Here is a 14,850-nt window from a genome sequence, read left to right as displayed (position 1 = left end):
ACAAGTCAATGTCGACGATCCCATGGATGGCTGGGTTAACGTGCTGAGATATGATTTGACTGAAATGAATTTTCATTAATAAACCAAATTTAACCAATTGGGGGAAGAGATGGATGCTAATATGGTTTAACATGACCTATGCAGTTCACCCCAATTGATGGGAAAAGCTTAGAATTCATTATAATTTTTACCTAAGTTCATAAAAACCACTTGACTTTTCAGAAACACCACAATAATCGCGAAGGATACCTTTTTGAACAGGTATATCTTACAGATTATAGGTGATATTCCAATGTCAGCGTTACAAAAGCCGAAGTTTAAAGATTTAAATCACAGCGAATGTGCTGGAGCTCCCATTCTGAAAAGTCTGTGGGAGCGTTTTGACTTCTCTTTGTTACTCGCACAATCTGGCATCATGAAACGTAACGGTACTCCGTCTTGGTTAATTTGCTTCCTCTACGTCGTCGGCCTCGTTGCCAATTGCTCTTCCGTTACCCAGATAGCGCAATTGGCCGACAAAGACGCTTTGCTGAAGCGAATGTTTCAGCCTTGGAAGCTTGCACAGTACACGTTAAGTCGCTTTTTAACGAAAGGCTTTGCTTGGACGACTTTTGGAAAAAAGCGTGTTGAGCGCTTGCAGCAGGATCCTGTAACTGCGCTTACTGATGGAGATGTCGTAAATCTCGATGATACCCACAGCGCGCATCCCTTTGCCAAGCTGCTTCCGTTTCTGTGCTGGCTCTATGACCACTCCGCCAAAGTCTATGTATGGGCAACCAATTTGGTTGTTCTACAAGCTGTTCGGAAGAGCGGATTGGAGTATCCGTTGTTTTTCCGGATTTGGCATAAGCCCGAAACAAAAGGAGAAGGCTTGACTAAAATCGATTTGGCCAAGCAAATGCTACTCATGTTGCGGGAATCTGTTTCATGCCGCTTGTGGGTAGCCATGGATCGGTGGTACCTTTGCAAGCATTTCTTCTCGTTCCTGGAGGAGAATAACTTTGATTGGGTCACCAAAGCCAAACGCAACACGGCTCTGTTTCGTAAAGTCATCGAACCCGGCACTCGTCGGGAACGCTATGTACCGCTGACTCCAGTCATGCTGATCCGGGAGGTCTTTAAGGAGCTGTTAGGTGGGGAGGCATCCGGTCTGACCTCCATTTCGATACCGGATATCTACATGAAGCGCCCTTACGCAACCGTGAATCGGAAAGGGAACCAAGTGACCAAGCAGCGGTATGTTCTTGTAGCTGCTGTTGTTGCGATACGTTTGAAAGAAGATGACCAACCGATAACGGATGCTGATCAAGAGGAAAAAGGAGAAGAGCCTGCTACTTACAAAGGCGCTTATTTGTTAATTAGCAATCGCCACGATGCTCCGAAAGACGTGGTTCAGACCTATGCCAAGCGCTGGCGCATTGGCGTGTCCAGTTAAGGACACAACATCTAGTCGGTGAAAGTCCGACCGGGAGAAAAGACTAGACTCCCGTAGCCTGAGAGGCGCCGTGGAGCGAAAGCGAGACGGTGAAGCCCTCTGACATCACGCTCAAAAGGAGCATGGGCAAAATTCCAGGTTGTAACGTACAGTGAACGCAGACGTAGCCTCGTTACACGCAATTCCGGTGGCTGAGACGGTCGATAACGCGCGAAAGCAGCAAGAACTGACCGAAAGAGTCTGAAACGGCAGTTCTCACCGGCGGGGTATCAGCGGCGACATGGAGTGAAAGATGTTATGGAAACTGGAGAAGCCCTCGGCATCCGGTGAAGAAAGCTCACCGAGGAGGCATTCCCTATAACCGTGATCGGGAAATGGGACATGCAGATGTCAGGGTGGCGGATCGGACCGTAGTACTTTAGATCCGCGTGCAGCAAAACGCGCGGGGAGGGAAGGGTCCGGACCGGTAAACAAATCCGTATAACCAAAGGAGGCAAGGGTGAAAATGACAAAAACACCCATCAGTCTGCAGGAACTGAGGCAACGGATATATCAAAAGGCGAAGTCTGAACCTACGCATCGGTTCTGGGGTCTATTTACCCACATAACCAGCATAACGACTCTCCATGAAGCGTACCGACATGCGAAGAAAAACGGCGGTGCCGCAGGCACAGACGGACAAAGCTTCGCAGACGTGGAAAAAGAGGGTGTTATCCCGTTTCTCGAAGGCATCCAAGAAGAACTCCAAACGGGAACGTACCAACCTCAAGCCAACCGGAAGGTAGATATACCGAAGGCGAACGGCAAAATGCGAACTTTACAAATTCCCGTAATCCGGGATCGCGTTGTACAAGGTGCTCTAAAATTGATTCTCGAAGCGATCTTTGAAGCTGACTTCTGCCCAAATTCGTATGGATTTCGACCGAAGCGCTCACCTCACCAAGCATTAGCCGAAGTGAGACGAAGTGTACTGCGACGCATGACCAATGTAATCGATGTCGATTTATCCCGATACTTTGATACAATCCGGCACTCGATTCTACTGGAGAAGATGTCGAAGCGCATCCAAGACCCACAAGTGATGCACCTGATCAAACAGGTGATAAAAGCGGCGGGAAAGATCGGCGTACCCCAAGGTGGGCCGTTTTCTCCATTAGCTTCGAATATCTACCTGAATGAGGTAGACTGGGCATTTGATGCCATTCGGCGTAAAACGGCAGAAGGCAGTTACGAAGCGGTCAATTACCATCGATTTGCCGATGATATGGTGATCACCGTAAGCGGACACTCCAGCAAACAAGGGTGGGCTGAACTAGCTCTTAAAAGACTTCAGGAACAGCTGAAACCGTTGGGTGTAGAACTAAATCTGGAGAAAACTCGGATGGTTAACGTCCTGAAAGGCGAGGCATTTGCTTTCCTTGGATTTGACTTAAGGCGAGTACCAAACCGTAGTGGAACTGGATACTTCATCCTCATGACACCGAAGAAGAAAGCACGCATTGCAGTCAAGGCGCGAATCCGCGAGCTAATCCAAAATGGCGGGGCAACCCCGGCAAAAGACATGGTGAAACGGATCAATGCCGTATTAGCTGGATGGGTGAATTATTTTCGGGTTGGCAATTCGAGTGATGCATTTAGCGAGGTGCGTGACTACACGGAGATGAAAATACGAACCTTGCTGACGAGAAGAAAACGGAGAAGAAAGCGTAGTGTCGGATGGCGAAGATGGAGTAATGAGTACCTCTACGGTGTATTGGGACTATATTGGGATTGGAAAGTCCATCCCCTCAAGAACGTAGAAGGATACCGATGAAAGTGATCGCCATTTGATAGGTCTCATAACCCTTTTGAAGAAGTTTACTGGGTGAGCTGCTTGAGGGAAAACCTCACGAGCAGTTCTTATGGGGAGGGGCTGGAAACGGGTCGCAAACGACACCGCGCCAATTCTTTACCCGACAAGTATTCTTTCGCTCGGCCAAACAGGAATTAGCTTTTGAAAAATGCCATTCCGAATACGAGGCGCATCATCATGCCCATTTCGAGTTGTTGTTTGTCGCCGAAACTTTATTAGCGATTGCGCTCTTTGAACTGAACAAAGAAAAAACGAGTGATGATGAAGGCTACACCCACGGCGAAATGGTTCGTGGCCTCTTCCACACTCGTTGTCAGGTCCGCGTGAACAACCGCAAGGGCATTCAGCGAATCACTATTGATTGTGACACACAAGTGCAGCAGTTTGCAAGACTAATTGAGCTTTTTTGGCCAGAGCACTATTTGGTGCTTCTTTGGGTTATACCTAAACCTGGTAATTACCAACTACTACCACGAACTGCATAGGTCATGGGTTTAAAAAATTACTATGTGCATTACTTACATTCTCTATAGTCATTACTTTAGCTCCAATCATTGGTAAAGGACCTTCTGCATATGCGCAGACGGTCAACATCTCAGATCATACCTCAAATAAGGTAGAAGGCAACATCATTACCATTTCCTCTGGAAATCAGGAAGTAAAGATAGAGCTCTGTACCTCTAGAATGGCTAGAGTTCAGCTTTCTGTTGACGGTACTTACCGTCAACCGGATGAAACCTATTATATGGTTCAAAAGAATGACTGGGCTGATGTTGAAAAAACGGTAAGTGACGAAGGGACATATATCAAAATTGAAACCAAAGATATGGTGATCAGGGTTCAAAAGTCTCCTGTAAGGGTACAGATGTATAAGAAGGATAACATCACCTTGCTTAGCAAGGACGCCGATGATCAGGGGATGTATTGGGATGCAAGCACCGGTGTCAGAGGAGTTAAGAAAGTGGAGGGGCCTGGAGGCGGCGGTATTTTTGGCTTCGGAACAGGGGAGAAGGGACACAGCGAGCAGCTGAACAAATATGACTTGGATGTGACGGATTTTGGCATGGACCATGGGCAGCTCATTGCGCCCTTCTATATGAGTACAGTGGGTTACGGTATATTTCTTAATACAATTGATCAAAACACGAAGTTTTTTAAAAGAGGCGGAGGCTTTGAGACAAAGGATTATCTGGATTATTACTTCATGTACGGCCCCGACTTTAAAACGATTCTCAACCAGTATGCGGAGCTGACGGGCCGAATGGAGCTTTACGGTAAATGGGCCCACGGCTTCATGCTCTCCAAGTATGGCAATGATAATGCTACGCAAGCCGAGTTCTTAGATTGGCTGGATCATCTGAGGGGCGCTGGTAAGTATGACGGCCAGGGCTCTTACCCTAGTGATGTCTATGTATTTGACTACGGGTGGCGGGGAGATAAATGGAGTCCGCACCGTTGGGATCCTACACGTTTCCCTGACCTGGATTCCATGTTTGCGAAGGCGGATTCAATGGGATTTGAGGTAGGGCTTCACAATAATAAAGGAACGCCGGAGGCTAAGGTCAAGGATAGTGACCCGGCTACACAGGGTGGCCGGTTTTTGAATCCTGCCGTCAATGAAAAGTGGACCCAAGCTCATATGGACAATGTTATCAAGCCTGGATACGGCGACTGGTTCTGGCCTGATGAATTTGATATTGCTGAGGGCAGTACTCATAACAACTGGATGCCGACACTTTCAACCAAGAGTGTGTATGAAGCCTGGAAAAATTACACGGACGAATCCCGACCTATGTTCATCACTAGAGGAAGCTATGCCGGGCAGCACTTTGCTACCGCTTGGTCAGGAGATATTCAGAACACGACGGAAGAAATGGGATATCAGATCGGCTATGGTCTTGAATCGGGTCTTGTTGGTTACTGGACTACATCACATGACCTTGGCGGCTTCTTGCAAAGACCTAATGACAATCTCTACACAAGATGGGTAGCTGAATTCGGTGCTTGGAACGGTATCATGCGTGCACATGGACATGGCGGGCGCGAACCTTGGACATTCAGCAGTACAGCGCAGGATACACTTAAGAAGAATCTTAAAATACGTTATGCCTTATATCCCTACACCTATTCTTTGGCATGGCAGGGTTATAGCCAAGGCGTACCTATGATGAGACCGATGTTCTTAGAAGATGGGAATCAAAACAATTCCAAAACTTGGGATCTGAACAGACATTACTACTACGGTGATTGGTTCCTTGTAGCTCCGGCTCTTTCAGAAAGCGATACGATGGTGAAATTATGGCTTCCTGCGAAAACGACCTGGTACAACTATTATACGGGGCAAAGGTATGAAGGCGGAGAAAGTGGAAGAGACGTTTATGTCAATGCAAAACTTACGGATATACCGGTATTTGTGAAATCAGGCGCCATCATACCTATGGGCCCTGACATGAACTACGCGGACGAGAAGCCCTTAAATCCTCTAACATTGGATATCTATCCAAAAGCTGATACTTCCTTTACGTTATATGAGGACGACGGACGATCCAGAAAATACATCACGGAGAATGCATACAGCACAACAAAATTCGACAGTCACCAAGCTGGGAACAATATTACATTTAGAATAAACAAAAGAGTAACTCCAAATGTGTCAGCATTTAAACCAGTTGAACGCTCCTACAATCTCAAATTTAACCATATCAACAATGTAAGGGGGGTTACCGTAAACGAAGCACCTATACAGGCAGTGGATTCCTTGGAGAACTTTAATGCAAGTAGTGAGGCTTACTGGGTCGACCCCGCAAGCGGTGTGGTCTACGTGAAGACTGCTGATACCGGGGAGCAGATCGAGATCACTCTTGATTCTGATGGCGTTGTGGAGCCGGCTCTTGGAGAAGAGGGCTCAGCAGGACCTGTGATAAACTCTGGTGATAAGTTTGAATTGGAGCAAGCCACAATGAAGGGAGTAACCATTGACACGGAGTGGAAAGGCTATACAGGAACAGGTTTTGCAAAAGGATTCAAGAACGTTGGAAATTACGTGCAATTTACCGTGGATATCCAGAAGGCCGGAAATTACAATCTGATCCTGCGCAGTAATAGCGGCAAAAAGAATGATCCCAAGTATGATTCCACTCCGCGTCAAGGCGCTTTGTACTTAAATAATGCTAAGGTAACTGATTTCGCCCTTAAGGTAACACCTACCTGGGGAGACGCGAACAAGAACGGAGATTGGTTCGACTACATCATATCGGATGTAAAGCTAGATGCAGGCGCGAATACGCTCAAAATCAACGTGGAGGGCAGCACAAATCCAGGCAATTACAATCTTGATTATGTGAGATTTGATTACGCTCCGAAAATAGCGGATGCTTACGGAACCATAGAAGCTGAGACCGCTTCAACACGCCAAGGCGTAGATGTAGGTGCATCCAGTGATGATAGCGGTGGTTATAAGCTCAACCATATTGAAAACGGAGATTGGGTTAAATTTTCTGATGTAGATTTTGGAACAGGTGGCGTAAACGGTTTTGAAGCACGTTTGGCTAGTGGACTACAGGGCGGTAAGCTGGAAGTTTGGATAGACTCCATGGAGGACCAGCGGGCAGTTGAAATGGAATTTGGAAGTACGGGATCTTGGAATAATTGGGAGACCATTCAGGCACCTTCTCAATCCATTACAGGTATACACGATGTTTACTTGAAATTTGTAAATACCGAAAGTGCTTCTTCGATCCTTGATCTCAATTGGTTCCGATTCCTTAAGGATTATAAGGCCCCGGTAGTTGGCGCCGTTCTTCAAGGACCTGCAGAGGCTTCTAAAGGAGCAGATTTTGATTTGGATTATACCCTAAGCGGGCTGGATCAAAATATTTATGCTCAGGACCTAACATTTACTTATGATCCGAGTCAACTGGAATTCGTGTCGGCAGAATCGGTTAATCCAGATGAGGTAGTCATTGTTGACAAGGCTCAAAAGCAAGGTGAAATTCGGTTCCTTGTGGCTACCGTTGGACAGAACGCCCGTCTTGAAGGCAGCCTTCTGAAGCTTCATTGGAAAGTAAAATCCGATACTCAAGCTGCTCTCTCAATGATATCTTTATCCCAAGCATTAATCGCCGACGAAGCAGGTCATGAGGCAGAAATAGAAGGCAAATCTTACACGGTTCAACTAAGTAATGTTGTCATCGACAAGACCGCCCTGCTTGCATTAATCGCCAATGCTCAGAGTAAGCATGATATGGCTGCGGAGGGAACCGGCACAGGCCAGTATCCGGCAGGCTCAAAAGCATTGCTGCTGGCAGCAATTGATCAAGCGAAAGCTGTAGCTGATGATGTTACGGCAACCCGGGAGCAAGTAGAGCAGGCGGTAAGTGCATTGACGGTCGCTCTGCAGACTTTTATGGATTCTGTCATTACAACACAGCCTGGCGATGTGAATGATGACGGCCGTTATTCCATTGGTGACTTAGCTATCGTTGCCGCAGCATACGGAAGAAACTCCGCCGACCCGAACTGGTCTGCCTACAAACATGCCGATTTGAACAATGACGGCAAGGTCGATATCGAGGATCTAGCGGCTATGGCTAGGAAGATATTGAGCTAAAGTGTAGATAATTTGTACTGCGTAATTATAGACTAGAATCACGAAACAGCCTTAGTCCTGCAGGTTATGGGACTAAGGCTGTTTCGTTTACGTGCGATTATACAGCTTAGGAAAAATCTTCTTTAGCAAAGCATGTACCCAATCTTAGAATAGATCAATTTTACATGTGTATATATCATTGTTTTCATTAGGTTCGTCATATAAAATCATGTTACAAGTGGTAAATGTTGGGAGGTTTGTGGACGGATGAATCTTAGGTGCTGAGCTTATGGGTGTTGAAGTTGAAAGCGTTTTCTAATGATGAGGAAGGTGAACACGGTGCGACCAAAGGAAAACAGTTTGAGAAGCATGTCTATCAGGAAATTTCTCTATATATTGCCTTTTATGATTCTACTCGCAACCTTTGCGTATTACCCGTTATACGGGTGGGTGTATGCGTTCTTTGATTACACACCGCCGATTCCGCTGTCCAAATCACCGTTTGTTGGTTTGAAGTGGTTTCATTCTTTGGTAGAAAACCAAGTGAAGATCGATCAGCTGCTTCAGGTTATCAAAAATACGTTTGGAATGAGCGGATTGCTGCTGCTTTTCTCCTGGCTTCCCATGATATTTGCCATCTTTCTCAATGAGATTAAAGCGGTTCGCTTTCGAAAATTTGTACAAACGGTAACCACGCTTCCCAATTTTATCAGCTGGGTATTGGTGTATTCACTCGCATTTTCCATGTTCTCCAGTGAGGGGATCGTCAATGGGTTGTTGAAACAATGGGGGTTTATCGACTCTCCGGTGCTATTTCTTCAAGACTCAGACCATGTTTGGTTGACGATGTGGATGTGGGCTACTTGGAAGACATTAGGCTGGTCGGCCATTTTATATATAGCTGCCATTACAGGGATCGATGATTCTCTCTATGAGGCGGCTCGTGTAGACGGCGCAACGAGGATGCAGAGCATACGGCATGTCACCTTGCCCAGCTTGCTGCCGACTTACTTTGTCCTCTTGATGCTGCAGCTTGCGAGCTTCTTGAATAATGGTTTGGAGCAATATTTTGTATTTCAGAACTCCTTTAATAAGGACACCATACAGGTTCTGGACTTATATGTATACAACTTGGCTATGGGAGGCGGCAGCTATTCCGTTTCCGTTGCCATCAGTATGTTAAAAAGCTTGATCAGTGTTGTGCTTCTCTTTTCGATCAACGGATTATCTAAATTAGTAAGAGGAGAGAGCATTGTATGAGTGACAAAACAAGTCTAGTACCGAGCGAGAACGTGCGCAGCGGGAATCCGTTGCAGCCTGTTAAAGTAAGGGCAAGCACGATCGATAACATGATTTCTGTTTTGATCTATGCTCTGTTTGCCTTATTTGCTCTTATTTGCGTGTATCCGTTCTACTCGATCTTGATTAACACGATCAGTGCCAATGATCTCAGTGCCAGAGGCGATGTCATATTTTTCCCTCAGAAAATTCATTTCCAGAACTATTTCGATGTGTTCAAAATACCGGGGCTGTGGCACGCTGCCATGATTTCTCTGGGAAGAACGCTGATTGGTACAACATTAACGGTTGGGGCTTCCGCTTTTTTAGGATACATGTTTACCCAGGAGGACATGTGGAGGAGAAGGTTTTGGTATCGCTTTACGATCATAACCATGTATTTTAATGCGGGGATTATTCCTTGGTATCTGACTATGAGATCTCTGCATCTGACAAATAATTTTTTGGCTTATATATTGCCGACCATTGTGGCGCCTTTTTTCATCATTCTGGTAAAAACCTTTGTGGAATCAACGCCTAAGGAATTGCAGCAGTCGGCAAGTATCGACGGGGCTGGAACGATGACGATCTTTTTTAAGATCATGCTGCCCATCTGTAAGCCCATATTGGCTACGGTTGCCATATTCTCGGCTGTGGATCAATGGAATGCCTTTCAGGATACCCTGCTTCTGGTTACGGATAGCAAGCTCTACAGTTTGCAGTTCATTTTATATAACTATATCAATCAGGCAAGTTCCTTATCCACTATGGTCAATCTGCAAAATGCCGGTTCAACTGCCATGGCGAGTCTGGCAACCAAGCAAACGACGACCTCTATTCGCATGACGGTTACGATCATCGTGGTCGCACCCATCTTGCTGATTTATCCTCTTTTCCAAAGATTTTTGTAAAAGGAATTATGATAGGTGCAGTAAAGGGTTAATCTGCGCGATTATAATAAACGAACAATATGGGGGGAATGCAAATGAGTAAGACGAGCGGAGCAGGAAATAAATCGATGTCGGCCGTATTGGCCTGCCTCGTCCTGGGAATGACCGTACTCAGTGGTTGCGAAAGCGCACCCAGCAGTGCGGATCCGACGACTGGGGGAGCAAGCAGCCCGGCCTCACAGGGTCAAACAGCCATTGATCACAGTGAGCCTTTGACCATTACCGTCTTTGACAATGCAGCCAATTATCAGGGGGAACAAACGGGCTGGTACGGCAAGCTGCTGAAAGACAAGTTTAATCTAACGTTGAACATTCTTGCTCCACAGATTGCGGGCGATCAATTGTACAAGACGAGGTCGGCAGCGGGTGATCTGGGCGATCTGATGATTGTCGATAACAGTCAGCTGGAAGAGCTGATACCGGCGGGTCTTGTTATGGATCTGACAGATAAGGTCAAGAATACAAAGTATCTCTCCACTTATGTGGACAATCATTATAAGCCATTCAATGCGGCTTTTGACAAGGTAAATCCTGATGGCAAGATTTATGCGATGCCAACTTTTGAAGCGGATACTTCACCGACAACATTCTCGGAAGAAATCCCCTATTCCAGCCCTATTATGCCGTGGGATTATTATAAGGGCGTAGGGGCTCCCAAGCTGAATAATCTGACAGATCTTCTGAATGTGCTTAAGAGCATGCAAGAGAAATATCCGAAGACGGCAGACGGGAAACCGATTGTTCCGATTACCTTGTGGAAGGATTGGGACAACGGTGATATGGAGAATGTACGCTGGCTCAGCAACTGGTACGGCTATGAACAGCCGGAAGGAACCACAACCCTGCAGCTCAATGCAAAAGGCGACATTGTTCCGCTCGTTGATGACAACAGCATGTACAAGAAGATTCTGCAATTCTACTTTACGGCAAATCAGATGGGACTTGTAGATCCTGATTCGGCAACACAGGATTGGAATAAAGTAGCTGAAAAGCTCACGAACAAGCAGGTATTGCTCTTGTGGTATTCGTGGCAAAGAGGATTCTATAATTCCATCGAAAGAGGAAAGAATGGGGATGGCAATGTCGCTGTTCCTATCGCTGACACCCATATTATTCAGAACAGTGACGCTTACTACGGAAACGGAAGAGTGTTTGCTCTCGGCGCAAAAGCCAAGCATCCTGAACGAATTATGGAGTTCCTGGACTGGACCGTTTCACCTGAAGGATTGCGCTACTATACGAATGGATTTGAAGGCTTCAATTATGAAAAGACAGCGGATGGGAAGTATAAGCTAACCGAAGTTGGGCAGACTGCCTTCCAAAAAAATACACCTGTACCGGATCAGTACGGCGGCGGTGGCTATCAGGATGGTCAGAGTAAGATCAACAGCATGATTATGAGCGACTTTGTGAAGGATCCCGATACGGGAGAATTCTATAACAACAATTACTGGAGCACGACCATTGAAGCGAATAAAACGGCTTTAACTACGGATTGGCAGAAAGCTTATGACGCTACAAACCCAACTGAGTACTACATGAAAAATCATATGATCGATATCGTTCCTAATATCAACACAAGCCTGGGAAGCGATTCATCTGACATTAAAAACAAGCGGAGCCAGATTTCGAACTATGTGAAGAATACGTCCTGGAAAATGGTATTTGCCAAGAATCAAGCGGAATTTGACCAGCTATGGGCAAAAATGAAGACAGATGTAGTTGGACTTGGCTGGGAAGATGTATTTGCAGCGGATAAAACGAAAGCTCAAAAGATCGTTAAGATGCGTACGGAAGCTTCGGCTAATAAGTAAAACCCTCAAAAGGCCCTGCTGAACCATGAGCGGGGCCGAAGTATGCAGACAGCTTGAAATGCTATTTGGTGAAATGAAGGGGGACATTACATATGCTAAGAATCGTAGAGGTTGAAAATGGGATCGTACAGGGCTTGCCGGCAGCTGATCCCCGAATCACGAGCTTCAAGGGGATTCCATTTGCTGCCCCGCCCGTTGGCGAGAATCGCTGGCGAGCCCCGCAGCCAGCCGCAGACTGGAGCGGCGTGCTCAAAGCCTACGAATTCGCACCGATCTCGATGCAGGTGAGACAGGAGATCGACCCGAACAACATCTATACCCGGGAATGGGCCGTAGAACCGGATATTGCCATGGATGAGGATTGCCTCTACCTGAATGTTTGGACACCGGCTACTCGCACCGATGAGAAATTGCCGGTATATGTATGGTATTTTGGCGGAGGGCTGCAAGTCGGCCATACCGCCGAAATGGAATTTGACGGAGAGCGCATCGCCCGGCGTGGCATCGTGGTCGTCACGATCAACTATCGTTTGAATGTCTTTGGATTTTTATGCCATCCGGAGATTACGGCGGAATCGCCGGAAGCACCAGCGAACTTCGGCAACCTTGACCAGCAAGCGGCAACAAGATGGGTGAAGCGCAATATTGCAGCCTTCGGAGGCGATCCGGACAATATCACCATCGGGGGACAGTCGGCCGGTGGCGGTAGCGTCTTGAGCCAACTGGTTTCGCCTCAGAATGAAGGTCTGTTCCAGAGGGCCATTATCCAAAGCGGTATTTTCAAAGAGCTTTACCCAGGAAATCGCATGCCCAAATTTGGGCTTCAGCTGGGGGATGCCGAGCTGGAAGGCGTGGAGTTTTTTGAGTATCTAGGCGTTTCCTCCCTAGAGGAAGCACGAGGGCTCGATGCCGTCTACCTGCGAGACAAGGCCGTAGAATACCAGGGCTTCTGGGGCACGGTTGTCGATCAGGCATTCAGTGTAGGTCATTCGTTTGAATTGTTTCTTCAAAATAAACGTTGGATGGTACCGGTATTATTCGGTCATACGTCAGGGGAGTTTATCAGCACTCCGAATCTGGATACAATTGGCGACTTTGAGAAATTGGCCGAGGACATGTTCGGCGACGATGCGGATACGTTTCTTGCGCTTTGCAGTGCGCAGTCGGGCAGTGTGGAGGAGCGCATACAGAGGGCAGCGGTTAGCAGCATTGAATATGCGATTCGCATCGCAGCACAAGTAAGTGCTGACCATGGTGGGGATTCTCCTTTTTACTATTATCATTTTGATGCGGAAATACCAGGCTGGGATGATCCCGGTGCCTTTCACTCGGTAGATCTGTGGTTTTTCTTCGAGACGTTGGCTAAGTGCTGGAGACCGTTTGTCGGTAAACATTATGATTTGGCCCGCCAAATGTGTACTTATTGGGCTAACTTCATCCGTTCTGGAGATCCGAACGGACAGGATTCTACCGGAGAGGAACTGCCTCGTTGGGAAGCCTTTACGCCAGAAGCGCCGTATAGGATGGTGTTTGCAGATCGATCCGAATTTTCCAGGGAGCAGCCGAGTGAGATCATGGCATTTCTTGTGCAGCAGTATGTGAAGAAATATAAATTAATGGATAAAATGTAATAATTTTGGACAACGGCATGGAATATGCGCATACCGATGAATTTGCTTACATGAGGGAAGGAGCAAGAGGACGAACAATGGAGAACATGGATATGACAGCGCTGCCTCCCGAATATAAACAGCTGGCTAAAGAGGGGCATAGAGGCGAGATTCATCAGGTTACCTATAAGGTGAGACATTATTTGAACGCATCCAGGCAGCTAGTGACTAGCGGGAATGTCGAAGCTGCTGAAGCGGGAAGAGAACCAGTTGAGGGAGAAGCCATCCTGAAGACATGTAGCGTCTATTTGCCCGCTGGCTACGACCCGCATGATATCGAAACCAAATACAATGTATTGTATTTACTGCACGGCGTAGGCGGGGATCATGATGAGTGGCTGGACAGCAACGGCAAAGTCGACGGGAGCTTTGTCCTGTGTAATATCGTTGACAATCTCATCGCAAACGGTCATATCGATCCGCTTATTATTGTATTTCCTAATGGGAGAAGTGCGCACGACTGGACGGATCGATCGTTCAATCCGATGGGGACCAACATCCTGGGCTTCTATTATTTCGATTATGAGTTGAGATATGATTTGATTCCTTTTATCGAATCCACTTACCATACTCGTGCGAATATACAGGACAGATCCCCTGAGGGAATTGAAAAAAGCCGTATGCACAGGGCCATAGCTGGCCTTTCCATGGGTGGCATGCAGGCTTTGAATTTGATACTCGGCGGGGACCGATGTGATTCTACGGCTTATACCGGGAGAGAGAGCGGTTGGGCAAATGGGCTTGATCCTACGGTACGGGCTTCCGGTATGGAAGATCTATTTGCTTATATTGGAGCGTTTTCGAACGCGCCTACCTCTAGCGGTGGTTCGGTGCTAGGTGCGGGTATCGCTTCCAAGATGCATCAGCTGCATGTGCTATATATGATCTGCGGGGATGCAGATGAAGTGTCCATTGGCAGCTTCGAGTCTTCAACGGATGGACTTGCTGAAGCTGCTGGAGCGTACCTCGCTGATTTTTACCAGGTTATTGTCAAACATGGTGTTCATGATTTTCATGTATGGAACAATGGAGTCTACCAGTTTCTTCTATTGTCATGCAGAAGACGTGAGCTGCATGTGCGGCCGAATGTGATCAGGTTGACCATCGTTTAGCAGCGGCGAACTCAGGTGGATAGCTTCTGGGCCGTTCCATAGGGAGCGGCTCTTTGGAATCCATCCATTGAACAAAGATACGAAGATTCTACATGCAATTTCCAGTTTGTGGTTGCTATTTGTGGAAATTAGAAATAATGACAATCAGGAG

The 14,850-nt window shown here is 46.8% G+C and carries 8 protein-coding genes; all 8 read left to right on the top strand.

Annotated features, from left to right (window positions below):
* Window positions 1-292 precede the first annotated feature (292 nt).
* The 8 genes from L0M14_RS18430 to L0M14_RS18395 all read left to right on the top strand — a co-directional run bounded on the left by L0M14_RS18430 (window position 293) and on the right by L0M14_RS18395 (window position 14,699).
* The gene (locus L0M14_RS18430) at window positions 293-1,435 is read left to right on the top strand and encodes a transposase (RefSeq protein WP_235118089.1); all 1,143 of its coding nucleotides are present in this window, start codon (window positions 293-295) and stop codon (window positions 1,433-1,435) included.
* A gap of 505 nt (window positions 1,436-1,940) precedes the next feature.
* Complete coding sequence (gene ltrA, locus L0M14_RS18425) at window positions 1,941-3,248, top strand: group II intron reverse transcriptase/maturase (RefSeq protein WP_235118088.1); 1,308 nt, start codon at window positions 1,941-1,943, stop codon at window positions 3,246-3,248.
* 724 nt (window positions 3,249-3,972) lie between these two features.
* A complete protein-coding gene (locus L0M14_RS18420) occupies window positions 3,973-7,896 on the top strand; it encodes a TIM-barrel domain-containing protein (protein ID WP_350340479.1) in 3,924 nt (1,307 codons plus the stop codon).
* Between the two features lie 348 nt (window positions 7,897-8,244).
* The gene (locus L0M14_RS18415; protein ID WP_235118087.1) at window positions 8,245-9,135 is read left to right on the top strand and encodes an ABC transporter permease subunit; all 891 of its coding nucleotides are present in this window, start codon (window positions 8,245-8,247) and stop codon (window positions 9,133-9,135) included.
* Window positions 9,132-10,064, top strand: a complete 933-nt coding sequence (locus tag L0M14_RS18410) for a carbohydrate ABC transporter permease (protein ID WP_235118086.1) — start codon at window positions 9,132-9,134, stop codon at window positions 10,062-10,064. The genes L0M14_RS18415 and L0M14_RS18410 overlap by 4 nt, the downstream gene beginning before the upstream one ends.
* 74 nt (window positions 10,065-10,138) lie before the next feature.
* Complete coding sequence (locus L0M14_RS18405; RefSeq protein WP_235118085.1) at window positions 10,139-11,917, top strand: type 2 periplasmic-binding domain-containing protein; 1,779 nt, start codon at window positions 10,139-10,141, stop codon at window positions 11,915-11,917.
* A gap of 92 nt (window positions 11,918-12,009) precedes the next feature.
* Window positions 12,010-13,548: a carboxylesterase/lipase family protein gene (locus tag L0M14_RS18400; protein ID WP_235118084.1), complete on the top strand. Its 1,539-nt coding sequence runs from the start codon at window positions 12,010-12,012 to the stop codon at window positions 13,546-13,548.
* A 77-nt stretch (window positions 13,549-13,625) separates the two neighbouring features.
* The gene (locus tag L0M14_RS18395) at window positions 13,626-14,699 is read left to right on the top strand and encodes an alpha/beta hydrolase (protein WP_235118083.1); all 1,074 of its coding nucleotides are present in this window, start codon (window positions 13,626-13,628) and stop codon (window positions 14,697-14,699) included.
* Window positions 14,700-14,850: the final 151 nt, after the last annotated feature.

It is taken from the genome of Paenibacillus hexagrammi, assembly GCF_021513275.1.
Lineage (GTDB): Bacteria > Bacillota > Bacilli > Paenibacillales > NBRC-103111 > Paenibacillus_E > Paenibacillus_E hexagrammi.
This window is presented reverse-complemented; position numbering and strand designations above follow the sequence as displayed.